We start from the raw sequence: 21,183 nt of genomic DNA on the forward strand, positions 1-21,183 counted from the left end.
CGCGGACTCAGTCGCGGTGCCGGATGCCGTCGGAGACGATGCGGGCCCACTCGGAGTCGACGCCGCCGAGGTCGGTCTGCACGATCAGGTGGCAGAGCTGCCCGTAGGCGATGAAGCGCTGCACGGCCGGGCCGTCGGCTCCGGAGACGACGGTGACCGTCCGGACGACCGCGGAGATCCCGCGGCGCACAGCCTCGCGGATCTCGGGGACGTCGCACGCGCTCTGCGCCTGCGACTGCAGCATGATCAGGTCGCGGTCGGCGATCAGGTCGATGTAGGCGACGGTCATCGCCTCGAGCCGGTCGGCCGGGTCCGAGGAGGGCGAGGCGTCCCCCGCCGCCGCGAGCGTGGACGCCACCTGCTCGTAGCAGCGGTCGACCGCGGCGACGAAGACGCCGAGCTTGCCGGGGAACAGGCGGAAGACGTAGGCAGGCGAGACGCCGGCCTCGGCCGCGACCTCGGTGATCGGAGTCGCGGCGTAGCCGGTGCGCGCGAAGACGTGGAGCGCCGCCGCGGTGATCCGCTCGCGCTGCGCCTCGGCGGTGGAGCGGGTGGAGGGAGAAGGCATGTGACTGATCAAACACTTACTTCTCTCGTGTGTCAAGAGCGGCGGCCGGACGGATAGAGACAGCGGCCCCGCTCAGGGGCACCCCACGATCCGGTCCGGCACGCGGCAAGGGCAGGCCTACCGATCGTGGAGCCCGCCACACACCCCCTACCCCGCACCCCCATCCCGCCCCTAGGTTGGGGGGACCCGCATCGCCGACCGCGCACCACAGAGTTCCGATGGAGGAACGCCATGGCCACGACACCCGTGCTCCGCAGGATCGCGATCGCGCTGGTCGCGGTCGTCGCAGTGGGAGTGGCGGGTGCCGCACCGGCGTCCGCTCTCGACAGGCCCGTCTCCGGATACCTGAAGGACAGCGGGCTCACGCCCGAGAAGATCCGCGACTTCCTCGGCGGACCCCTGATCTCGCCCTCGACGCAGGTGGGCTACGGCGGAGCGGTCTCGAGCGTCGACGCGAACGCGAGCCGCGTGGGCATGGAGGTGCTGAAGCGCGGCGGCAACGCAGCTGACGCCGCGGTCGCCACGGCCGCCGCCCTCGGCGTGAGCGAGCCGTACAGCGCCGGCATCGGCGGAGGCGGGTACTTCGTCTACTTCGACAAGGCCTCCGGCGAGGTCAGCACCATCGACGGACGCGAGACAGCGCCGGCCGGCATCACCTCGGACGCGTTCCTCGACCCCGCGACCGGAGCCCCGTACCCGTTCACCCCGGACCTCGTCTCCTCCGGCGTCGCGGTCGGCGTGCCCGGCACGGTGGCGACCTGGGACACCGCGGTCGACCGCTTCGGCACCCTGCCGCTCCCCGTCGTGCTGGCGCCCTCGATCGCGCTCGCGGCGAAGGGCTTCCGGGTGGACGAGACCTTCCGCAACCAGACGCTCGACAACCTCGAGCGGTTCCAGGCGTTCCCCGACACGGCCGAGCTCTTCCTCCCCGGAGGGGACGCGCCGAAGGTGGGCAGCACCTTCCGCAACCTCGACCTCGCGAAGACGCTGACCTCCATCGCCGTCCACGGGCCGGACGCGTTCTACGAGGGCGCGCTGGCCGCCGAGATCGCCGACACGGTCCAGAACCCGCGGATCGCCGAGGGGTCGGACCTCCCGGCCCCGGCCGGCACGATGACCGCCGCCGACCTCGCGGCGTACTCGGTCGCCGAGCAGGCGCCGACCCGCGTCTCCTACCGCGGACTCGACGTCTACGGGATGGCACCCTCCTCCTCCGGCGGGATCGCGGTCGGCGAGGCCCTCAACATCCTCGAGAACCACGACCTCGCGGCCGAGGACACCGGCAGCGCCCTGCACCTCTACCTCGAGGCGTCCGCCCGCGCCTTCGCCGACCGGGGCGCCTACGTCGGCGACCCCGCCTTCGTCGACGTGCCCACCGAGACGCTCCTCAGCCAGGAGTTCGCGGACTCGCGGGACTGCACGATCGACCCGGCGACCGCCTCCGTCCGCCCGGTCGCGCCCGGCGCTCTCGACGGCTCCGGATGCGCGACCGCCCCCGCCGCGGAGGAGTCGGACACCGAGAACATCTCCACCACCCACCTCTCGGTCGTCGACAAGTGGGGCAACGCCGCCTCCTACACGCTGACGATCGAGCAGACCGGCGGCTCGGCGATGACCGTCCCCGGCCGCGGCTTCCTCCTCAACAACGAGATGACCGACTTCTCCCCCACCTTCGTCGACGGGGACCCGAACCGGATCGAGCCGGGCAAGCGCCCGCGCTCGTCGATGTCGCCGACGATCGTGCTCGACGGCGGGGACGTGCGGTTCGTCGTCGGCTCGCCGGGCGGATCCACGATCATCACGACGGTCCTGCAGACCCTGGTCAATCGCATCGACCTCGGCATGACGCTCCCCGAGGCGGTGGCAGCGCCCCGCGCCTCCCAGCGCAACGGCGCGACGACCTCCGCCGAGCCCGAGTTCATCGAGGCGTACGCCGACGACCTCGCTCCCTTCGGCCAGCAGCTGGTCCCCTCGGGCGACACCTTCACCTCGGCCGCGCAGATCGGCGCGGTGGCCGCCATCGAGGTCGACCCCTCCGGCCGGATGACCGCGGTCGCCGAACCGGTGCGGCGCGGCGGCGGCGTCGGGCTGGTGGTCCGGCCCGAGAAGTGACGCACCGGAGCCTCCGCGGCCCGCTGAGAGGAACCGTCGGCCGGCCGCTCCTCTCGCCCGGGAGCGGTCCTCCGCGGGAAGGAGACGTCTGCGACACTGGGGAGATGTCGTCGTCGCGCCCGCTGCGCACCCTCCGGGGTGTCGTCGTGGCGACGGTGGCGACGCTCGTCGCGCTGTTCTCGCACGTGGCCGGCGGCGGCCAGATCCCGGGTCCGCTCGGTGTCGCGATGCCGCTCGTCCTGTCGGTCCTGGTGTGCGTGGCGCTCGCCGGGCGCAGGCTCTCCCTGGTCCGCCTGGCGGTCTCGGTGGGAGTCAGCCAGTTCCTGTTCCACACGCTCTTCACGATCGGGACCTTCGCGGGGCCGGTCGATGCGCCGACCCTGCACGCGCACCACGGTGCCGTGATCGACGTCAGCGCGGCGATGACGCACAGCGGGATGACCGGCTCCTCGATGTGGGCGGCGCACCTCGTCGCCGCCGTCGCGACGACCGCGGCGCTCCACCGCGGCGAGTCCCTCCTCGTCAGTGTCGCCGCGACGACGAGCCACCTCGTCACCCGCCTGGTGCGGGTCCTGCCGACTCCGGTGGCCGCTCCTCGACCCGCGCGACGCTCCTCCTTCGAGCTGCGCGACGTGCTCCCCCTCGCCTCGGGCGTCTTCCCCCAGGCGGCGCTGCGGCGCGGCCCCCTTCTGCAGCCCGCCTCCTGATCATCGACGCGAGCCGCGGCGAGGACCTCCCCGGAGGTCCCCGCAGCGTCTGACCGACCCGTCTCCTCCCTGGACCCTCGCGAACGGCGCGCCCCTCACCGGGACGGCGGAGGCCGACGAGCCCGACTTCGAGGCGACGACGACCATCGGCTTCCCGGTGATCCCGGAGTTCTCGCACATGAGGCGCGCCCGCTCGGAGAACACCGCCGAGCGCTTCCACCGCCGGGCCTACAACTACGACGACACCCCGACGGGCGAGGACATCTCGAACTCCGGGCTGATCTTCGCGGCGTTCCAGGCCGACGTCACCGCGCAGTTCGTGCCGATCCAGAAGCGCCTGGACGAGCTGGACCTGCTCAACGAGTGGACGACGCCGATCGGCTCCGCCGTCTTCGCGATCCCGCCGGGCTGCGTCGAGGGCGGCTACATCGGCGACACCCTCCTCTGACCCTCACCGGCACCCGCCACAGCACCGAAGGACCAGAAGCATGACCACCACCGCCACGAGACCCCGCGACTCCGCCGACACCCCGCCCCCGCCGCACAGAAGCAGCGCAGGCTGGCTCGGACAGCTGCTGCTCCGCCTGCACTTCTCCGCCGCCCTGTTCGTCGGGCCGTTCATCCTCGTCGCCGCGACCAGCGGAGCGCTCTACGCACTCACCCCGCAGCTCGAGCAGGTCGTCTACGCGCAGGAGCTGCACGCCCCGAAGCGGACACCTACGTGCCCCTGGCCGACCAGATCGACGCCGCCGACGCGTACACCGGAGGCGGGCAGAGCATCGTCGCCGTCCGCCCCGCACCGAACCCCGGCGACACCACCCGGGTGATGTACGCGGACCCGTCGCTCGGCGCCAGCGAGACCCGCGCGGTCTTCATCGACCCGGCCACCGCCGACGTCCGCGGCGACCTCACCGCCTACGGCACCAGCGGCGCCCTGCCGTTGCGGACCTGGATCAGCGACCTGCACCGGACGCTGCACCTCGGGGACGTGGGCCGCTCCTACAGCGAGCTCGCCGCCTCCTGGCTGGGGGTCGTCGCCCTCGCCGGCCTGGGCCTCTGGATCATCCGCCTCCGCCGCGCCCGCGTGAAGAGGGACCTGCTGCGCCCCGCGCCGAGGACCACCGGCTACAAGCGCCTGTTCTCCTGGCACGCCTCCACCGGCGTCTGGCTGCTCGTCGGCGCCCTGTTCCTCTCGACCACAGGCATCACCTGGTCGCTCTACGGAGGCGGGAACTTCGAGACCCTCCGCTCCGCAGTCGGCTGGACCACGCCCTCGCTGGGGACGACGCTCGGCGACCGGACCGGCGAGGTGGCCGACGAGCACGCCGGGCACGCCGGACACGGCGCGGCCACCGGCGACGCCGTCGAGTCGACGGCGGGCTACTCGCCGGCCGCCTACGACTCGGTGCTCTCGGTCGCCCGCGAGGTCAACGTGAACACGGGACTGGTCGAGATCCGGCCGCCCGCGGCGGAGGGCTCGGCCTGGGTCGTGCAGGAGATCCAGCGCAGCTTCCCGACCGAGGTCGACGGCGTCGCGATCGACGGGAGCACGATGCAGGTCGTCGACCGGGTCGACTTCGCCGACTTCGGCCTCGTCGCCAAGCTCTCCCGCTGGGGCATCGACACGCACATGGGCTCGATGTTCGGGCTGCCCAACCAGCTGCTGCTGTTCGTCACCGCGGCCGGCATCGCCACGATGGTCGTGCTCGGGTACCTGATGTGGTGGAAGCGCCGCCCCACCCGCGGTCCCCGACGGCTCGGCGGCACCCCGCCGGCCCGGGGAGCGCTCCGGCGCGCGCCGTGGTGGGGAGTCGCGTCCGTCCTGGTCGTCGCCGCCGCGCTCGGGCTGTTCCTCCCGCTCCTGGGGGCGAGCCTCGCGGCCTTCGTGATCGTCGACACGCTGCTGGGGCTCCGACCCGCGCACCGCTGAGCGCGCGGGCGCCGGCCCGGTGAGGTCCACCGGGCCGGCGTCACAGCCCCTTCGGGAAGCCGAGGGAGCGCAGCACGGGGTCGAGGCCCTCCCACTGCTGACGCCGCTCCGCGTCCCGGTCGGCGTCGCTCCCCCGGAGTCCGACCGCCTTCCTCACCGTTGTCTCCGTGGATTCGGGGCAGTTGTCGGCTCTGGAACGCGCCAGGGGTCCCGGGTACGGCTGACCGCCTTCAGCCGCCTGATGGCATGCCGTGATGAGCCGCCCGGGACCCCGCAACGGCAGGACCGCTCATGGAGAGACGCGACCAGATCGCCCCGTGATGACATGCCGGCGAGGTCGTTCACGGCGCACCGCACCCGCTGAACGGAAGGACCCTGCGTGCCCCGACTCCGGGCCGGAATCGACGCCGGCAAGGCCGACCACCACTGCCGGTGAGGGTGCATCGATGATGCTCATCGCGCGCCTCCGAGCCAGAGTCCTGTTGCTGCGGCGATGACGCTGAGGAGGAGCGTGCCGAGAGCGTTGATGGCGGAGGCGAGTTGGCGTCCTTCGGCGAGGAGACGGACGGTTTCGAGGCTGGCGGTGGAGAAGGTGGTGTAGCCGCCGAGGAAGCCGGTGCCGAGGACGAGTCGCCACGGCTCGGGGGCGATGCCTGCGAGGGCGAGGCCGGTGATCAGGCCGAGGAGGAGTGATCCGGTGACGTTGATGACGGTGGTGCCCCAGGGGTAGGCGCCGCCGGTGCGGGCCTTGATGAGCCCGTCGAGGAGGAGCCGTGTTGCGGCTCCGATTCCACCGGCGAGGGAGAGCGCGAGGAACAGTGCGGGTGTCATGCCGGCACCTTCCTCTGCGTGCGTCGCCGGTGGAGTGCTGCGGCGAGGGCGACTCCGGTCCAGGACGCGAGGGCGCCGAGCAGGACGGTGCCGAGCGCGTAGAGGGCGGCGGGTGCGGGGTGTCCTGTGGTGAGCAGGTGGGCGGTGTCGGTGGCGAGGGTGCTGTAGGTGGTGAAGCCTCCGAGCGCTCCGGTACCGAGCAGCAGCCGTGCGGTGCGGCGTCGGCCCTCGTCGCTGCCGGCTCTGGCGAGGCTCTCCAGGAGTACGCCGAGCAGGAGCGCGCCGACGATGTTGATGGCGAAGACGACGGTGTCGAAGGCGGGATCGGCGGGAAACGCGAGGGTCAGGCCCTCCCGCGCCCCGGTCCCGACCGTGCCGCCGGCGGCGACGAGGAGGAGGTATCGCGGACGCAGGTGCACGGGTCGTGGCGTCCCGTCGGGGGCGTCGTCGACGTCGAGGTCGCTGTCGACCGGCAGCTCGGGGTCGGGGTCCGGGGGGCGGTGACGGTGGCGGTCATCAGTCACGGGGAGTGGGACCTTTCGGGAGGGGGCGGGTCAGTGGGTGAGACCGTAGTGCAGCGTGGGGTCGAGGTGTTCGATGTCGACGAGGCGGTTGTACTTCGCGACCCTCTCGCCGCGCGCGGGGGCGCCGGATTTGATCTGCCCGACTCCGGTTCCCACCGAGAGGTCGGCGATGAAGGTGTCGAGGGTCTCGCCGGAGCGGTGGGAGACCATGCAGCGCATGCCGGCGTCGTGCGCGGCCGCGATCGCGTCGAGGGTGCCGGTGATGGTGCCGATCTGATTGGGCTTGATGAGTGCGGCGTTGGAGTAGCCGTTGCGGGCTCCGTCGCGGATGCGGTCGGCGTCGGTGACGTAGAGGTCGTCTCCCACGAGCTGCACCCGGTCGCTGATGGCGTGGGCGAGGAGGGCCCAGCCCTCGTGGTCGTCCTCGGCGAAGCCGTCCTCGATGCTGCGGATCGGGTAGTCGGCGATCAGCTTCTCGTAGTAGCGGGCGAGTGCGTCGCGGTCGAGATCGGTGCCGGCGACGGTGTAGTGGCCGTCGCCGTGGAAGAAGCCGTTCGCGGCGGGATCCATCGCGATCGCGATGTCACCGGTGCCGGGCTGGTATCCGGCGTCGGTGATCGCTGCGACGAGGAGGTCCAGGGCGTCTTCGGGCCGGTCGATGGGGGGCGCGAAGCCGCCCTCGTCGCCGAGCCCGGAGGTGCCGTAGGCGGTGCGGACGCGGGCGGCGAGGGCGTGATAGATCTCGGCGCCGACCTGCACGGCCTCCTCCTCGGTGCCGGCGGAGACGGGGGCGATCATGAACTCTTGGAAGTCGAGGCCGTTCGCGGCGTGCGCGCCGCCGTTGATGACGTTGAAGTGCGGGACGGGCAGGGAGGCGGTCGCCCCGGTGTGATCGGCGATCCACCGGTGCAGGGGCAGGCCGGTGCGCGCGGCGAAGGCGCGGGCGGCCGCGATGGAGACGGCGACGACGGAGTTCGCTCCGAGGCGGGCGAGGTTCGCGGTTCCATCCAGTGCTCGCAGCGCTTCGTCGATCTCGCGAAGCGAAGTCCAGGAGTGGTCGAGCAGGAGGGCGCGGATCTCGCCGTCGACGGCCGCGACAGCGGAGCGGACTCCGCGTCCGCCGAACGCGGGGCCGCCGTCGCGCAGCTCGACCGCTTCGAACGCGCCCGTCGAGGCGCCCGCGGGGGCGGAGGCGTCCAGGACGGTGTCGTCGTCCAGACGCAGGGTGACAGCGACGGTCGGGAAGCCGCGGGAGTCGAGGATCTGCCGTGCGGCGACGTCGGTGATGACCAGCGGGTGTCCGGCGGGGTGGGTGACGTACTCGCCCGTCCCGTGGATGCTGGTGCGGGTGTGGCTGATGTAGGCGTTCATCAGGTTCCTCCTTCGTGGGCGAGCGTGATCGCCGCCCGGTCGGCTCTTGCGGGGTCGAGGTAGCGTCCGCTCCTCGAGATCGGTGTCCCGGACGGCCCGGTGTCGTACAGGTACGGCTGACCGGTCGGGATGTTCAGATCGCGGACCGCGGCATCGCCGAGGTCCTCGAGAAGGGCGCGCAGCGCGCGCAGGGAGTTGCCGTGCCCGACGATGAGCACCGTCTCGCCCTCCTGGAGGGCGGGCAGGATTCGCTCCTCGAGGAGCGGCTGCAGTCGGTGGACGACGTCGCGCAACGACTCCGTCTCCGTCATCGCCTCGGCCGGCTGCCCACGGAACGCCGCGGACCTGTGCAGCTGCACGAAGGCGGCGGCGGACAGAGCAGGCGGGCGGACGTCCATCGACCGGCGCCACTCCAGGAAGGCGTCGGCCCCGTACCGGGCTCCGACGGCGCTTGTGGACAGGCCGGTGAGCGCTCCGTAGTTGCGCTCGTTCAGCCGCCACTGGGCCGCGACGATCCGCGGCCGCCCTGGAAGGGCGCCGGCGATGATCCGGGCCGATTCGGTGGAGCGTTGCAGGGTCGACGTGAGGATCAGATCGGGGTCGATCGATGCGTCCCTCAGTAGCGTCGCGGCCTGTCGCGCTTCGTCACGTCCGAGGTCGGTGAGGGGGACGTCGAGGACGCCGCAGAAGAGACCGTCGGCGTTGCCGGTGCTCTCGCCGTGGCACACGAGGACGAGCGGGGGATGCGCGGGCATGGGTCACCTACCTGGTCTCTGATCGAGAAGGTAGGAACCATCAGCCTCGGCGGCAGTTCGAGCTCACGCTCGGGCGGGATCCATCACCACTGCCGTCAGCCTACGCCCGCACCTCGGTCAGGACCAGGGCAGCGGCTCCGAATCATCGACCGGGGCGAGGAGGATCATGAGGGCCGGCCGGTGCTGACGGTGAGCGAGACGGGCGCCGACGGCACCGGAGAAGACCTCCTGCACGGTGCGACGCAGAGACGGCTCCTTCGTGCCGACAATGATCATGACCGCATCGACACGGTCCGCGAGCGTCGCCAGAGCGTGTGCAACGTCACCGGCCATCTGATGCGTCTGCCACGGGACACGGTCACCGACGATCCGGTCAAGCCGCTCGAGGATCGCAGGATCTGGAGCCAGTGGAGTGTCGCATATGCACTGCGGGCGACACCGGCCCCTTCCCAAGGGTCCGGTCCCCGCCAGCTGCCCGCGCGTACACGTGCGGACGCTGCGGCGTACCCGAATCGCCTGCTACTGACGAAGCGCGCCTCGGGAACGAACGGTGGGATCACGCTCGACCCGACGATCGGGGTGTCGTCGAGGATGGCACGCGGTCGAACCGATCACCACGGAGACCACCGCGCGCGAGGCGGTGAGAAGCAGCTCAGGCGCAAGGGGGTCGCGAATCGTCGTCGGCGCGGTTCACTCACTGCATGGATGGTCTGCCCTTCGTTGTTCTCGTCGTCGTCTTTCTCGCCGCCGCCGCAGTGGTGTGGGTCGCCGGCATCCAGTTGTCGAAGGCCACGGACGTTCTGGACGCGCGCCTGCACCTGGGGAGTGCGCTGGGCGGTCTGATCGTTCTCGCCGTCGCGACGAACCTGCCGGAGATCGCGATCACCGTGTCCGCCGCGCTCTCCGGGAACCTGGACGTCGCGGTCGGCAACATCCTCGGCGGCATCGCACTGCAGACCGTGGTCCTCGTCGTCCTCGACCTGTTCGGCAAGCGCGGAAAGGGTGCGAAGCCGCTCACCTACCGTGCCGCGTCCCTCACACTCGTGCTCGAGGGGCTCGTGGTCGTCGCGGTGCTCGCCGTCGTCATCGCCGGCAGCCAGCTGCCCTCCGGACTGGAAGTGCTGCGCCTGACCCCGGACGTCGTCCTCATCGCCGGCCTCTGGGTCGTCGGGCTGCTGCTCGTGCAACGCTCCGGCAAGCACCTCCCCTGGCACGAGGACGGGCGGGCCCCCGACGCGACAGCATCCCCCTCGAAGAAGAAGACGCACCCGATGAGCACACGCAAGGCGACCATCGTGTTCACGATCTCCGCCGCGGCGACCCTCCTCGCCGGTGTCGTGCTCGAGCGCGCCGGTGACGCGGCATCCTCGCAGCTCGGTCTCTCAGGAGTGCTGTTCGGAGCCACCGTGCTCGCTCTCGCCACCTCCCTCCCCGAGATCTCGACCGGGCTGCAAGCCATCAAGCAGGGCGACGACAACCTCGCCATCAGCGACATCTTCGGCGGCAACGCCTTCCTCCCCGTCCTGTTCCTCGTCGCCACCGTCCTCTCCGGCACCGCAGTCCTCCCGCAGGCGAACTCGTCCGACATCTACCTCACCGCTCTCGCCGCCCTGCTCACCCTCGTCTACATCGTCGGACTGATCTTCCGACCCACCCGCCGCATCGCCGGCATGGGAATCGACTCGTTGATCGTGCTCGCGCTCTACACCGTCGGCATCGCCGGGCTCTTCGCCATCACCGCGACATGACGTCCGTGCCGCCGTGTGCAGATCGACCGGATCGCTGTAGCTCGAGCAGACACGGCCGCTGGCGTGATCGGCGTTGCGACGAGCCGTGCACCGGTCAGCGCATCTCGTGCGCGATCTCCAGGAACGCCGCCGCGGACGACCCGATGCGATCGGACCAGATGGCGCGGAGGGGTCGCACGAGTGCTGGTCCGCGGAGGGGCACTCGTATCAGTGAGCGCGCGGCGAGATCTGTTTCGACGGTGAGGATGCTCATGACTGCGGGCGCGATGCCGGCGCGGGCGTTCGCTCGGATGATCGCCGTCGTTTCAAGGATCGCGGCGGGAGTCGTGGGTGCGAGCCCGGCGTCGTGGAGCCATGCTTCGAGGGTCGTCCGGGTGCCGGAGCCTTCTTCTCGTGTCAGCAGTGCGGTGCCGGCCAAGTCCTCGGCGCTGATACTCGCCGCGCGTGCCCAGGGGTGGTCCGGTGCTACGACGACAGCGAGTTCGTCCTCCGCGACCACGTCAGAGGAGAGCGTGGCCGTGGACGCCGGTGTCTCGACGAATCCGAGTTGCGCGGCACCGGATCTCACGAGCTCTGTGACCGTGGCTGAATTGCCGGCGATCAGTTGCACACTCACCTCGGGTGTGCGCTGTCGGAATTCGAGGAGCCAGCGTGGGAGCAGCAGTTCGGCGATGGTCTGCGACGCCGCGAGGACCAGTGAGCCGGTCGGCTGTCGCAGTGCCGCCGCGCCCGCCTCGAGGCGGCGGGACGCCTCGAGGACCGGGCCGGCCAGCTCGAGCACGAGCCGGCCCGCGTCGGTCATCAGGGAACCGGTCGGAGAGCGGCGCACGAGCGGCTGCCCGATGGCGCGCTCCGCTACCCGCAGACGCGCCGAGACGGCCTGCTGGGTGACGCCGAGGGCTTCGGCAGCGCGGGAGAGCGAGCCCGCCTCGGCGACGCGTTCGAGCACCTCCAGCGTGTCGAGATCCAGGATCCGGTCCGTCAATCGCCGCGTCGCCACAAGCACTCATTGTGCCCCGCCAACACGATCGCTGTATCGGCTGGGGACGGCGATGCTCAGGCTGGAGTCATGACAACTCTCTCCCCCGCCCGCGCATCTTCCTCGATCGGGCATCCTCCGCGGTCGAGGCGCTTGTTCCGGGAGCTGGAGCATCCGGGACTGATCGTGTCGAACCTGACGCCGAACTGGTTCGCGTCGATCATGGGCACCGGCATCGTCGCGGTCGCCGCCGCGTCCCTGCCACTCCAGTTCCCCGGACTGCGGACCGGGGCCACCGTCGTCTGGGCGATCTCCGCACTGCTGCTCGTCGCGCTGACGGTCGCGACCGGGCTGCACTGGGTCCGCTACCGCGGTACAGCGATGAGGCACCACCTGAATCCGGTCCTCTCGCACTTCTACGGCGCGCCTCCCATGGCGTTCCTCACCGTCGGCGCGGGAACCCTCCTCCTCGGCAAGGACTGGATCGGCGTGCCGGCCGCTGTCACCATCGACTGGGTGCTCTGGGGTGCGGGGACTCTCGGCGGGCTGGCGACGGCGGTCCTGGTGCCCTACCTCGCGTTCACCCGGCATGAGAACAAGCCCGATTCGGCGTTCGGTGGCTGGCTGATGCCGATCGTTCCGCCGATGGTGTCCGCTTCCACCGGCGCATTGCTGCTGCCGTACGCGCCCGCCGGGCAAGCGCGGGAGACGCTCCTGTGGTCCTGCTACGGCTTCTTCGGCCTCAGCCTGATCGCGTCACTGGTGGTGATCACCCTGATCTGGAACCGGCTCGCGCAGCACAAGGTAGGAGCGGCGGGGATGGTGCCGACGCTGTGGATCGTCCTCGGTCCGGTCGGACAGTCGATCACCGCTGTGAATCTGCTCGCCTCGAACGCGCCCACCGTCGTGGACGCCGGCATGGCGCGTGCGCTGCTGGTCGTGGCTCTGGTGTACGGCTTCGCGATGCTCGGCTTCGCGCTGCTCTGGACCGTCATCGCCCTCGCGATCACCCTCCGCACCGCGAAGGAGCACCTGCCGTTCAGTCTGACGTGGTGGTCGTTCACGTTCCCCGTCGGCACCTGCGTCACCGGACTGAACGGCCTCGCCCTGCACTCCGGTCTCACGGTCGTCGCCGGCCTCGCCGTGCTCTACTACGTCGGCCTGGTCGCCGCGTGGATCATCGTCGCCGCCCGCACGTTCCACGGTTCCGTGATCCGCGGCACCCTGCTCGCACCACCGCGGCCGGCCTGACCGGGATCGAGGAGCATCGTGGATGTCCGAACCTTGAACGCCCTCGCCGAGACCTGGCGGAGTACCGCGGACGCGACCGGACGCTTCGTTCCGGGCTTCGATCCCCGCTCCGGCGGCACCGCCAGTCGCGTCCTGGTGCTGATGCAGTCACCCGGCCCTCGGACGATCGCCGCGGGATCCGCTGCCGTCTGCAGCGAAGACAACCTCGGGCCCACCGCCGCCGCGTTCCGGGCGGCCCGCATCGAGTCCGGACTCTCCCGCGACCACTACGTCCGGTGGAACCTCATCCCGTGGGAGATCCCTGGCCGCGTCCGCCCCGCGGACATCGAGCAGGGCCGGCTCGCGCTCGGTGAGCTGCTGGAGCTGCTGCCCGCGCTCGAAGCCGTCGTCACCTACGGGACCGTGGCGCTCGACGGGGTCATGCGCTATCTGACCCTGCACGATGATCCCCGTGTCGTCCCCGTCCTCGCGGCACCGCACCCCTCACCGGCCAACGGGCGTCACCGCGCCGACCAGCACCTCCGCTCCGTGAACGCGCTCCGCCTCGCGAATCGTCTCGGATCCGGTCGGCGAGTCGCAGACTGACGGCACTGAAGGGAGACGTCCGCGTCTCGGTCGTCACCGGTCGCCGTGACCGATGAGGTGTTGATCTCAGACGGCCCCCGTCCTCGAACCGCTGACGGGAACGGCCTGGTCGTCCACGACGTCGACGGTGTACGCCGCGCCGTGCTCGAGCGTGTGGCCGACGGTGCACTGGCGGTCGACCGCCCGGTGGGTGCGCTCGGACAGTGAGGCGATCCGCTCGGGATCGAGCGCCGACAGGTCGGCGCGGATCACGGCGGCGATCGAGTCGTAGCGGTCCTCCCCCTCGGGCTTGGTCGCGGTGATGTCGGTGGTCGCTTCGAAGTCGGCTCCGAGCCGGCTGGCGAGGATGTGGTCCGAGGAGAGCATGCCGCAGGCGGCGAGGGCGAGGTGCAGCAGCTCGCCGGGCGAGAACACGCCGTCGGCGTCCGACCCGCCGATGCGGACCTCGGCTCCTCGCGCGTTGCGGCCGATGAAGCTTCTCGGGCCCTCGCGGGTGATGTGCAGCGGCGTGGTCTCGGTGCTCATGGTCTGCTCCTGTCCGGTGCCCGCGGCACCGCGGGCAGTGACGGTGTCTCCTGCGGGTGGGCGGTGTCTCAGGTGTCGGTGCGGACGAGGGGGGAGTTCGTGCCGCGGACCCTGATGTCGACGCCGGTGATCTCCGACCGGGCGACGCCCGTGGACGCCGCCAGGTCGACGGCGCGCCGCCCGGCCGCCGTCCAGGTGGCGACGGTGATCGTGCTGCCGTCTGTGCGGGTGATCACGAGTTCGTACTCCGCGTCGGCGGGCGCATCACCACTGTAGGTGCAGCTCCACTCCAGCCGGGTGCCCCACGGCTTCCCCTCGACCTGGATGTCCGCAGCGAGAGCGGGATCGGCCGCGATCGGGTCCATCGGTTCGAGGGTCGCCTCGCTCGCCACGGGAGCGCCCGCGATGCCCGTGCCGAGAGCGACACCTCCGAAGACGGAGGCGGTGACGGCGGCCGCGACGGCGAGGGACGTCACCAGCCGGCGCCGACGTCGGCGCGTCCGGACACGGTGGGCGATGGCGGGCAGCGTCACCATCGACGGCGGCGCCTCCTCGCCGTCGTCCGATGCGCTGATGGCGAGACCGTCCTCGACGGAGAGGCGGCCGACGATGCCGGGCAGTCCTGCCAGCTCTGCCACGGCCGCGCGGCAGGCCGCGCAGCCGCTGAGGTGCTGCTCGTACTCGAGTCGCTGATCTGCGGGGAGAGCGCCGAGGACGTAGGACGCGTCCCAGTCGCGGTACTCGTCCTCCGTCGCAGAGCTTCCGTGGTGGTCGTTCATCGGGTGACGCCCCTTTCCTGCAGAGCCAGTCGCAGTCCGCGCAGTCCGTAGTGCAATCGAGATTTCGCTGTTCCCTCGGGGATGGAGTGCCGGCGGGCGATCTCGGGGACGGTGTGTCCGAGGAAGTACGCGTCCACCACGATCTGACGATGCTCCACCGACAGCGATGCGAGAGCGTCGGCGACCAGGATGCTGTCCAGGACCGCGTCGGTGCGATCGGGGACGGCGCCGCCGCCGTCCTCGTCCTTCGCCGGCACCTCGCGTCGGCTCCGAGCGGATCGGGCGTCGTCGATGACGAGGTTGCGGGCGACGGTGAACAGCCACGCGCGAGCGGCGTCGGCGTCGCGTTCGAGGACCTGCGGGCGCTGCCAGGCCCGGACCATCGTCTCCTGCACGACGTCCTCCGTCAGCGCCGCGTTCCGAGTGAGGTTCTGCACGAAGCGCCGCAAGGCCGGGCCGTGACTCTCGTACAGCGCCGCCAGGAGCTCATCGACGGGGCGGGGCACAACGCTCACCGCCTCGAAGCGCCACGGTGCGCTCCCTCATCACGGTTGCTGCGATCACTGCCGGTCATCCCTTCCGTCCATGCCTGTCGAGAACCGGCGACCCGGCCCGACGATGCGCTTCGCTGCGCGGGGACGGGTCGCCGTCGCATCAGGACGCCGGGGTGGCGGTGCTCATGGCCGCGGCTTCCTTGTTCATCGTGCCGTCAGGGAGGAGGACGTACCAGGCGTCCTTCACACCCTGCCCGTTGACCTGGCCCGGCGCGGTGTCCTTCGCGAACCGGTAGACCGGCCATCCGTCGACGGTCAGCTGGGTCGTCCCGTCGGTGCGCGTGATCGAGCCGACCTCTCCGGTGATCCCGTCCGCGGCGGTCGTGCTGGACGCCGTCACGGCCGGCCAGGTCGTGGCGCACTCGTCGTAGCAGCTGCTGCTGCCCGAGTTCTGCGTGTCCTTCATGAACGTGTAGACGGTGTAGCCGGCCTCGTCCGTGATGATCTCGCCCAGCGGCGAGGACGCCGTCGTGAGAGCCGCCGTCTCAGCGGAGGCGGTCGCGGTGGCGGAGGCCATCGCGGTGGCGGAGGGGCTGTCGGCCGGCGCTTCCGACGAGGCGGCCGAGCCGGCGGCCGTCGAGCATCCGGCGAGAAGGACGGCGGCGAACGCCGCAGTCGTCACAGTGGTCGCGATTCGCTTGAGCATGATGCCTCCTGTAGTGCGGGGGCCGAGGTGGTCCCACCGAGGACACGACACAGCAGTCGCGGACGTTCAACGACGCGAGAAGATCGCTGGGAGAGCATCCGCGCAGCGGGCGGATTCAGTGAGAGCGACGATCCGTTGCGCGCTCCTTCGCGTGAAGGCCCGAGGCCGCGCGCTGCTCTCCACGGCGGCGTGCGAGCAGTGATCGACCATGTGCGCGACGGCTGCGGCCTGCCCGGCCGCCCGCGCGGCAGCGGTGGCGGCCCGCTCGCCCGCCTGCGTCGCGGCGCGGGCTGCGGCGTGCGCCGTGAAGGCCACCGTGCGGCACTCGGTCATCGGAGCCTCACCCCGCCCCCAGGCGAGGAGGACGTCGAGCGCGCGCCGGGGCCGGGCATTGTCCGGGTCCCGCTCCTCGAACGCGGGGAGGGCGCGCTCCGCGCACTCCGCCGCCCACCGCGCGAGCGCCCGGTGGACCTCCGGCTCCGGATCCGCCCAGGCCGGCTCCTCCGCTCCGCTCACGGGTCTTCCTCCGATTCCGGAGCTCAGCTGGCTCTTCCCAGATGAGGGTGCAGGTCGGCCGGGAGCGTCGGTCCGCAGATAGACGTCGAGGTCACCCGACGACGGAGGTTCCTACGCCATCCGTCCGAAAGACCTCGACGTGACCGACGCTACCCCGCCGGCCGGCTTCGGCCGCCCTGACCTGACCGCCTTCGCGTCTCATCCCAGTCGACCCTGATCGAGTCTGCTGACCCCCTCGTCGAGAACGCAGCGACATCACAGCCACCCAACCCCGACCGTCAGGGAAGCCGGGACACGTCACATGACCTGTGCTGCGGGCGTGTCGAGTGGGTCGTCCAGGGGCGACGCAGGAGCGTCGACGCGACGTGCTGAGAGGTGGTTCCAGTCGAGCGCTAGGACACCGGCTACAGGCATGGCGATAGGTCAGGAACGGCGTCGCTCCCTGCGCAGGAGGGAGCGCAGAGTCTCGGCATTCGCGTAGCCGACCCGTAGCGCGATCTCGGCGGAGGTGAAGTCCGTGGTTGCTGAGAGGTGCCGAGCTCGTTCGATGCGAAGCCGTTGGACGAAGCCGAGCGGAGTGAGGTTGAGCGCCGCACGGACTCGTCGTTCGAGGGTGCGCCGGCTGGTGCCGAGCGACTGCGCGACGAAGGCGACGTTGAACGGTTCGTCCAGGCGGGCGCGCACGAAGCGTTCGAACTCGACGACGATCGGGTCCTCGTGCCGGAGATGGTCGTAGGCGACGAAGGCCGCCTGAGACGGACGCTCGTCGATGATGAGGAGCTTGGCGACATGTTGGGCCAGGTCGGGGCTGATCGATCGCACGAGTGAGAGTGCGAGGTCGATGTGGGCGAACGCGGCGCCGGCGGTGACGAGGTTCCCGTCGACCACGACCATGGTGTCGAGATCGAGGGCGACGGTCGGATAGCGCTTCAGGAACTCCGGCCCCAGGAACCAGCTGGTCGTCGCCCTCCGATGATGCATCCGTCCGGTCTCGGCGACAGCGAACACGCCGGTGCACGCCGCGGCGATCCGGGTGGTCGCCTCGTCGAGGCGCCCGAGCGAGGCGATGACCGAACGAGCATCTCGGCTCTGGAGGACGTCGTTGGTAGCGGCGGCCGCAAGGGTTCCAAGCGCAGGGACGACGACCACGTCGAACTCTCCGGACTCCGACAGCGGGTGGTCCACCGACAGGGTCATCGATGCCGTCGTGGTCACTCGCCGTTTCGGTCCGAGGATGGCGAGTTCGATCGGGTCGATCCGCGGGTCGACATCGCCGCGGGCTCCGTCGGCCACCCGCACGATGTCGATGATCGACGCGATAGCCGAACCGAAGCAGCCGTCGATCGCGATCAGCCCGATACGCATGACGTAAACAATAGCAATACTGCCGTATACGCCACTCCCCACCGGCCCTCGCTCGTCATACGCTGAACTCGTCCCAAGAAGAACCCCGACGTCAAGGAGAGTCCCTCATGTCCACACCCGCATCACTTCCGTATGCCTTCGTCGCCAAGATCGTCGCGGCCGATGGACAGCACGACGCGGTCGCCGATCTGCTCGCCGGCGCTGTCGCACTCGCCAACGAAGAAGTAGGAACGATTGTCTGGTTCGCGGTCAGGACCCACGCCGACACCTTCTGGATCTTCGATGCATTCCCCGACGAAGCCGCTCGCGACGCCCACGCCAACGGCGCCATCGTCGCAGCCCTGATGGCCAACCAGCACCTCCTCGGCGCAGCACCCGAGATCCTGGCGGCCGACGTCCTCGCGTCCAAGCTCCCGTAGTCCGCCAACGCACGAGACGATCGCGCCCCGCCGAGCCGTCGCCAGGTCGAGACGCAACGCCACGCTGCGTTGCCGAGCGGTGCGAGGCCTATCGGCACACGGACAGGATGCCGGCCGCGAGCGCTCAGCCGGCGAGGGGTCCGTCGCAGAGGAGAGCGACGTCGGTGTCGGGCAGAGCCGTGAGGCCAGCGCATCGCGCGACCGCCAGAACGGTTCGCCGGAGCCGCCTGTCGGAATCGAACGGACGACCTCATCACGTCGGCTTTGCGTCTATCGCTTGATGCGCCCACTGGGCGAACGAGCCGCTGACCTGCGCAAACGCCGAGCGTGGAGGACGCCGCCATCCGGTGGTGACCGACGACGACCGACCAGTACCGACCGTTTCACCGGAGCTTGCGGCGGCGTCGAAGCCGAGCAAGCTCCATTCTTCTAGCTCACCGCGCCCTCCTCCTCGCCGGCCCCGTCGTCGGCGAAGACGTTTCAGGGGTCTTCTCAGATGACGGTGTAGGTCGGCCGGGAGCGTCGGTCCGCAGATAGACGTCGAGGTCTCCCGACGACGGAGGTTCCTACGCCATCCGTCCGAAAGACCTCGACGTGACCGACGCTACCCCGCCGGCCGGCTTCGGCCGCCCTGACCTGACCGCCTTCGCTCGACTCGACGGCCTCGGTCTGCACACCGGCGCGGACCTGCTCACCGACAAGCAGAGCGACAGGCTACGCGCGCTGTTCGTTGATGACGCTCACGTCGAGGTCGAGGCGACCTGGGGTGTCTACCAGCGCATGATCGCCGCCTATCGCCACGAGGACCGGCAACGTGGCCGCGAGCTCATGAAGAAGCTGATCACCGACCTCAGCGCCGGCGTCCCCAAGGTGCTCACCGAGCTCACCACCCTGGGCCGGACCCTGAAGAAGCGAGCCGCTGACGTGCTCGCCTACTTCGAACGACCCGGCACCAGCAACGGGCCGACCGAGGCGCTCAACGGAAGGCTCGAACACCTGCGCGGCTCCGCACTCGGGTTCCGCAACCTGACCAACTACATCGCCCGAAGCCTGCTCGAGACCGGCGGCTTCAGACCCCAACTCCTACACCCCCGATGGGGATGAGCCGCTCAGCTCCGGCGCGGCCGCCCCGTGAAGTGCTTCACCCCGTAGACCAGGAGGAGCAGGATGCCGCTCAGCTGCAGGGCGAGCGAGAAGCCGGAGGCGAATTCACCGGCCGGCCACACCAGCCTCAGCACCAGCGCGACGAACATCGCTGTGACCCCGACGACGAACAGGACTCGATTCCGCATCCGTCGAGTCGACCATCCGCACGCGCATCGGGGCCAGCCGGACGGCTCAGCTCAGGCGCTCGGTCAGGTGGACGGTGACGACGTCGCCGAGGTCCTTGCCGATCGTCTTCCGCAGTTTCGCGCTGATCGACAGCATGTGACCGCCGGCGCCGGTCGGCAGCAGGCCCGCGGTCACCGGCTCGCCGTCGACGGTGGCGACCACCTTCACGGACCTCCCTGTGCCGAGCAGCTCGACGGAGCCGGGCACCTCGACGCACGACCAGAGGTCGCCCTTCACGGTGACGCCGATCGGGGCGGTGAAGGCGAGGTCCAGGGGGCCGGCGCTCATGCGCTCTCCTCCGCGGACGCCGCGCTCTCGCCGGAGGAGTCCTGCCCGCTGTACCGGTCGAGGATCTCGTCGTACATCGCGGCGTCGAGCAGACCATCGGACAGGGCCCGGCTGACCTCCTCGAACTCTCCCGGGTCGAGGGTCGTCCAGTCGAAGCCGTCGCTCGGCGATCCGGGCCGGTAGCGCCGGCGGCCGAGCTCGTCGACGGCCTGCTCCCGCGTCAGCTCCCCCGCGGCGAAGCGCTGCGCGATCCCGTACGGTGTCGCGGTGGAGAAGCCGGAGCGCACGTGCGGCAGCGCGGCGGCGGCCTCGATCCCGTCGGACACCTCGTCGATCGACATGCGGACCCCTCCCGTCCGAGGGTCCACCGACCCTCCCGTCGACCCTACGACGAGACGTCGCATCCCGGTCGGGCCGGGCGACGCGCACTGCCCTCGACAGGCGGCTACCGTTCCTCCATGACCGGACACGCCGCTACGTCCCGGTACGAGTTCCGCGTCGACTCGCGCACGCTCGTCGCCCACGACTTCCCCGGCACTCGAGCCCCCCGCGCTGCAGTCGTCTGGTGCGGAGGGACACCGCACACCGGCGCACTCCTCGCTCCCCACGTCGACGCCGCTGCGGCGCGCGGCATCCGGCTCGTCTCCGTCGCCCGTCCCGGCTTCGGCGGCTCGATGCGCGCTCCCGGACGGAGCATCGCGGATGCGGCCGCCGATGTGCTCCGCGTCGCCGACCTGCTCGGGATCGAGCGCTTCGTGGTGACGGGCTACTCCGGCGGCGGCCCGCACGCACTGGCCGTCGGGGCTCTCGGAGGTGATCGCGTCCGGGGCGTCGCGACGTTCGGCAGCCCGGCGCCCTTCAGTGACGACGGAGCATGGTTCGACGGCATGCAGGATCCGGGCGCTCTCCGCAGCGCGCGCAACGGCCGGGCTGCGCGCGAGGAGTGGGAGGAGACGGCCCGCTTCGATCCGGAGCAGTTCACCGGTGACGACTACTCGGCCCTCGACGGCCCGCTGACGGCGCTCGGCGCAGAGGCCGGCCGCGCCTCGGAGCTCGAACAGGGCGGGAGCGTCGACGACGACCTCGCCCTCGTCATGCCCTGGGGCGTCGACCTCTCGCGCCTCACCGCGCCGGTCCTCCTCCACCACGGCGCGGCCGACAGGGTGGTCCCGGTGGCCCACGCGGAGCGGATCCGCCGCCTCCACCCGGCTGCGGAGCTCACGATCCGGCCCGGTCGAGGCCACATCGGCGTCCTGCTCGACTGGCCGGACGTCCTCGACCGCCTCCTCGCGGACGGGTTCCTCGGGGACCGCCCCGGCAGCGGAGGCTGAGCGTCTCATCGCGGCCGGCAGCGGATCCGACGCGCAAGGTGGGCCTGGAAGGGCCACGCTTCGGGAG

At 70.9% G+C, this 21,183-nt stretch carries 23 protein-coding genes, 4 pseudogenes and 1 riboswitch; of the genes and pseudogenes, 11 read left to right on the forward strand and 16 right to left on the reverse strand.

What is annotated here, in order from left to right; genetic code table 11:
- Positions 1–7 precede the first annotated feature (7 nt).
- The gene (locus tag C5C63_RS05240; RefSeq protein WP_104325623.1) at positions 8–568 is read right to left on the reverse strand and encodes a TetR/AcrR family transcriptional regulator; all 561 of its coding nucleotides are present in this window, start codon (positions 566–568) and stop codon (positions 8–10) included.
- A 231-nt stretch (positions 569–799) separates the two neighbouring features.
- Here C5C63_RS05240 and ggt point away from each other — a divergent pair, with 231 nt between their 5' ends.
- The 5 genes and pseudogenes from ggt to C5C63_RS05260 all read left to right on the forward strand — a co-directional run.
- A complete protein-coding gene (gene ggt / locus C5C63_RS05245) occupies positions 800–2,680 on the forward strand; it encodes a gamma-glutamyltransferase (protein ID WP_104250437.1) in 1,881 nt (626 codons plus the stop codon).
- 104 nt (positions 2,681–2,784) lie between these two features.
- Positions 2,785–3,387 (forward strand): hypothetical protein, encoded by a 603-nt coding sequence (locus C5C63_RS05250; RefSeq protein ID WP_104292330.1) that lies wholly within the window; start codon positions 2,785–2,787, stop codon positions 3,385–3,387.
- Between the two features lie 76 nt (positions 3,388–3,463).
- Positions 3,464–3,835 (forward strand): annotated as a pseudogene (locus C5C63_RS05255) (Dyp-type peroxidase); the annotation flags it as partial.
- Positions 3,836–3,875: 40 nt separating this feature from the next.
- Positions 3,876–4,112: pseudogene (locus C5C63_RS16960) on the forward strand (PepSY-associated TM helix domain-containing protein); the annotation flags it as partial.
- Positions 4,067–5,317 (forward strand): annotated as a pseudogene (locus C5C63_RS05260) (PepSY-associated TM helix domain-containing protein); the annotation flags it as partial. The pseudogenes C5C63_RS16960 and C5C63_RS05260, both read left to right, overlap by 46 nt.
- A gap of 453 nt (positions 5,318–5,770) precedes the next feature.
- On the opposite strand, the gene crcB reads toward C5C63_RS05260, so the two are convergent.
- From crcB to C5C63_RS05285, 5 genes are all read right to left on the reverse strand, one after another.
- Entirely contained in the window at positions 5,771–6,148 is a 378-nt protein-coding gene (gene crcB, locus C5C63_RS05265; RefSeq protein WP_104224798.1) for a fluoride efflux transporter CrcB, read from the reverse strand.
- Positions 6,145–6,672 carry a CrcB family protein gene (locus C5C63_RS05270; RefSeq protein WP_258062373.1) on the reverse strand — a complete coding sequence of 176 codons (528 nt, stop codon included), beginning with the start codon at positions 6,670–6,672 and terminating at the stop codon, positions 6,145–6,147. The genes crcB and C5C63_RS05270 overlap by 4 nt, the downstream gene beginning before the upstream one ends.
- Before the next feature lie 30 nt (positions 6,673–6,702).
- The gene (gene eno / locus C5C63_RS05275) at positions 6,703–8,043 is read right to left on the reverse strand and encodes a phosphopyruvate hydratase (RefSeq protein ID WP_104224797.1); all 1,341 of its coding nucleotides are present in this window, start codon (positions 8,041–8,043) and stop codon (positions 6,703–6,705) included.
- Positions 8,043–8,798, reverse strand: coding sequence for a 2,3-diphosphoglycerate-dependent phosphoglycerate mutase (locus C5C63_RS05280; RefSeq protein WP_104292329.1), 756 nt, complete (start codon positions 8,796–8,798; stop codon positions 8,043–8,045). The genes eno and C5C63_RS05280 overlap by 1 nt, the downstream gene beginning before the upstream one ends.
- Before the next feature lie 24 nt (positions 8,799–8,822).
- Positions 8,823–8,895, reverse strand: a riboswitch (Fluoride riboswitch).
- A 20-nt stretch (positions 8,896–8,915) separates the two neighbouring features.
- A complete protein-coding gene (locus C5C63_RS05285) occupies positions 8,916–9,131 on the reverse strand; it encodes a hypothetical protein (RefSeq protein ID WP_104292328.1) in 216 nt (71 codons plus the stop codon).
- Positions 9,132–9,499: 368 nt separating this feature from the next.
- Between C5C63_RS05285 and C5C63_RS05290 the strand changes: the two genes are divergently transcribed.
- Positions 9,500–10,546 carry a sodium:calcium antiporter gene (locus C5C63_RS05290; protein ID WP_104292327.1) on the forward strand — a complete coding sequence of 349 codons (1,047 nt, stop codon included), beginning with the start codon at positions 9,500–9,502 and terminating at the stop codon, positions 10,544–10,546.
- Positions 10,547–10,640: 94 nt separating this feature from the next.
- On the opposite strand, the gene C5C63_RS05295 is transcribed toward C5C63_RS05290, so the two are convergent.
- Positions 10,641–11,546 (reverse strand): LysR family transcriptional regulator, encoded by a 906-nt coding sequence (locus C5C63_RS05295; RefSeq protein ID WP_104292326.1) that lies wholly within the window; start codon positions 11,544–11,546, stop codon positions 10,641–10,643.
- A 165-nt stretch (positions 11,547–11,711) separates the two neighbouring features.
- Between C5C63_RS05295 and C5C63_RS05300 the strand changes: the two genes are divergently transcribed.
- On the forward strand, positions 11,712–12,776 hold the full coding sequence (locus tag C5C63_RS05300; RefSeq protein ID WP_258065390.1) for a TDT family transporter: 1,065 nt from the start codon (positions 11,712–11,714) through the stop codon (positions 12,774–12,776).
- A gap of 18 nt (positions 12,777–12,794) precedes the next feature.
- Positions 12,795–13,361: a uracil-DNA glycosylase family protein gene (locus C5C63_RS05305; protein ID WP_258062371.1), complete on the forward strand. Its 567-nt coding sequence runs from the start codon at positions 12,795–12,797 to the stop codon at positions 13,359–13,361.
- A 66-nt stretch (positions 13,362–13,427) separates the two neighbouring features.
- Here the strand turns inward: C5C63_RS05305 and C5C63_RS05310 are convergent, their stop codons facing one another.
- From C5C63_RS05310 to C5C63_RS05335, 6 genes are all read right to left on the reverse strand, one after another.
- On the reverse strand, positions 13,428–13,886 hold the full coding sequence (locus C5C63_RS05310; protein WP_104263392.1) for an OsmC family protein: 459 nt from the start codon (positions 13,884–13,886) through the stop codon (positions 13,428–13,430).
- 68 nt (positions 13,887–13,954) lie between these two features.
- Complete coding sequence (locus C5C63_RS05315) at positions 13,955–14,665, reverse strand: anti-sigma factor (RefSeq protein ID WP_104292325.1); 711 nt, start codon at positions 14,663–14,665, stop codon at positions 13,955–13,957.
- On the reverse strand, positions 14,662–15,171 hold the full coding sequence (locus C5C63_RS05320; protein ID WP_056865923.1) for a sigma-70 family RNA polymerase sigma factor: 510 nt from the start codon (positions 15,169–15,171) through the stop codon (positions 14,662–14,664). The genes C5C63_RS05315 and C5C63_RS05320 overlap by 4 nt, the downstream gene beginning before the upstream one ends.
- A 148-nt stretch (positions 15,172–15,319) precedes the next feature.
- Positions 15,320–15,865 carry a hypothetical protein gene (locus tag C5C63_RS05325; RefSeq protein WP_104257434.1) on the reverse strand — a complete coding sequence of 182 codons (546 nt, stop codon included), beginning with the start codon at positions 15,863–15,865 and terminating at the stop codon, positions 15,320–15,322.
- A gap of 66 nt (positions 15,866–15,931) precedes the next feature.
- Positions 15,932–16,381 carry a putative immunity protein gene (locus C5C63_RS05330; protein ID WP_104325624.1) on the reverse strand — a complete coding sequence of 150 codons (450 nt, stop codon included), beginning with the start codon at positions 16,379–16,381 and terminating at the stop codon, positions 15,932–15,934.
- Positions 16,382–16,804: 423 nt separating this feature from the next.
- Positions 16,805–17,746: a GlxA family transcriptional regulator gene (locus tag C5C63_RS05335; RefSeq protein ID WP_104325625.1), complete on the reverse strand. Its 942-nt coding sequence runs from the start codon at positions 17,744–17,746 to the stop codon at positions 16,805–16,807.
- A gap of 107 nt (positions 17,747–17,853) precedes the next feature.
- Between C5C63_RS05335 and C5C63_RS05340 the strand changes: the two genes are divergently transcribed.
- Together C5C63_RS05340 and C5C63_RS05350 are read left to right on the forward strand one after the other, a co-directional pair.
- On the forward strand, positions 17,854–18,165 hold the full coding sequence (locus C5C63_RS05340) for a putative quinol monooxygenase (protein ID WP_033107114.1): 312 nt from the start codon (positions 17,854–17,856) through the stop codon (positions 18,163–18,165).
- Between the two features lie 669 nt (positions 18,166–18,834).
- Positions 18,835–19,269: pseudogene (locus C5C63_RS05350) on the forward strand (transposase); the annotation flags it as partial.
- Between the two features lie 5 nt (positions 19,270–19,274).
- Here the strand turns inward: C5C63_RS05350 and C5C63_RS05355 are convergent.
- From C5C63_RS05355 to C5C63_RS05365, 3 genes are read right to left on the reverse strand one after another with little or no spacing between them, the layout of a single operon-like run.
- Positions 19,275–19,457 (reverse strand): hypothetical protein, encoded by a 183-nt coding sequence (locus tag C5C63_RS05355; protein ID WP_104224784.1) that lies wholly within the window; start codon positions 19,455–19,457, stop codon positions 19,275–19,277.
- Positions 19,458–19,503: 46 nt separating this feature from the next.
- Positions 19,504–19,785, reverse strand: coding sequence for a DUF1905 domain-containing protein (locus C5C63_RS05360; RefSeq protein WP_104292322.1), 282 nt, complete (start codon positions 19,783–19,785; stop codon positions 19,504–19,506).
- Complete coding sequence (locus tag C5C63_RS05365) at positions 19,782–20,126, reverse strand: hypothetical protein (RefSeq protein ID WP_104325626.1); 345 nt, start codon at positions 20,124–20,126, stop codon at positions 19,782–19,784. Before C5C63_RS05365 ends, C5C63_RS05360 begins: the two co-directional genes overlap by 4 nt.
- Positions 20,127–20,243: 117 nt before the next feature.
- Between C5C63_RS05365 and C5C63_RS05370 the strand changes: the two genes are divergently transcribed.
- Complete coding sequence (locus C5C63_RS05370) at positions 20,244–21,116, forward strand: alpha/beta fold hydrolase (RefSeq protein ID WP_104325627.1); 873 nt, start codon at positions 20,244–20,246, stop codon at positions 21,114–21,116.
- Positions 21,117–21,183 lie beyond the last annotated feature (67 nt).

Origin of the sequence: Rathayibacter sp. AY1B8 (assembly GCF_002932775.1) — a bacterium.
Lineage (GTDB): Bacteria > Actinomycetota > Actinomycetes > Actinomycetales > Microbacteriaceae > Rathayibacter.

Excerpts from the sequence above, each read along its gene's own strand:
- crcB (WP_104224798.1), bottom strand. The coding sequence starts at position 6,148 with ATGACACCCGCACTGTTCCTCGCGCTCTCCCTCGCCGGTGGAATCGGA.
- C5C63_RS05290 (WP_104292327.1), top strand. The coding sequence starts at position 9,500 with ATGGATGGTCTGCCCTTCGTTGTTCTCGTCGTCGTCTTTCTCGCCGCC.
- C5C63_RS05370 (WP_104325627.1), top strand. The coding sequence starts at position 20,244 with ATGACCGGACACGCCGCTACGTCCCGGTACGAGTTCCGCGTCGACTCG.
- C5C63_RS05325 (WP_104257434.1), bottom strand. The coding sequence starts at position 15,865 with ATGCTCAAGCGAATCGCGACCACTGTGACGACTGCGGCGTTCGCCGCC.
- C5C63_RS05340 (WP_033107114.1), top strand. The coding sequence starts at position 17,854 with ATGTCCACACCCGCATCACTTCCGTATGCCTTCGTCGCCAAGATCGTC.
- C5C63_RS05360 (WP_104292322.1), bottom strand. The coding sequence starts at position 19,785 with ATGAGCGCCGGCCCCCTGGACCTCGCCTTCACCGCCCCGATCGGCGTC.
- C5C63_RS05335 (WP_104325625.1), bottom strand. The coding sequence starts at position 17,746 with ATGCGTATCGGGCTGATCGCGATCGACGGCTGCTTCGGTTCGGCTATC.
- ggt (WP_104250437.1), top strand. The coding sequence starts at position 800 with ATGGCCACGACACCCGTGCTCCGCAGGATCGCGATCGCGCTGGTCGCG.
- C5C63_RS05250 (WP_104292330.1), top strand. The coding sequence starts at position 2,785 with ATGTCGTCGTCGCGCCCGCTGCGCACCCTCCGGGGTGTCGTCGTGGCG.
- eno (WP_104224797.1), bottom strand. The coding sequence starts at position 8,043 with ATGAACGCCTACATCAGCCACACCCGCACCAGCATCCACGGGACGGGC.
- C5C63_RS05315 (WP_104292325.1), bottom strand. The coding sequence starts at position 14,665 with ATGAACGACCACCACGGAAGCTCTGCGACGGAGGACGAGTACCGCGAC.
- C5C63_RS05285 (WP_104292328.1), bottom strand. The coding sequence starts at position 9,131 with ATGGCCGGTGACGTTGCACACGCTCTGGCGACGCTCGCGGACCGTGTC.
- C5C63_RS05310 (WP_104263392.1), bottom strand. The coding sequence starts at position 13,886 with ATGAGCACCGAGACCACGCCGCTGCACATCACCCGCGAGGGCCCGAGA.
- C5C63_RS05355 (WP_104224784.1), bottom strand. The coding sequence starts at position 19,457 with ATGCGGAATCGAGTCCTGTTCGTCGTCGGGGTCACAGCGATGTTCGTC.
- C5C63_RS05280 (WP_104292329.1), bottom strand. The coding sequence starts at position 8,798 with ATGCCCGCGCATCCCCCGCTCGTCCTCGTGTGCCACGGCGAGAGCACC.
- C5C63_RS05365 (WP_104325626.1), bottom strand. The coding sequence starts at position 20,126 with ATGTCGATCGACGAGGTGTCCGACGGGATCGAGGCCGCCGCCGCGCTG.
- C5C63_RS05240 (WP_104325623.1), bottom strand. The coding sequence starts at position 568 with ATGCCTTCTCCCTCCACCCGCTCCACCGCCGAGGCGCAGCGCGAGCGG.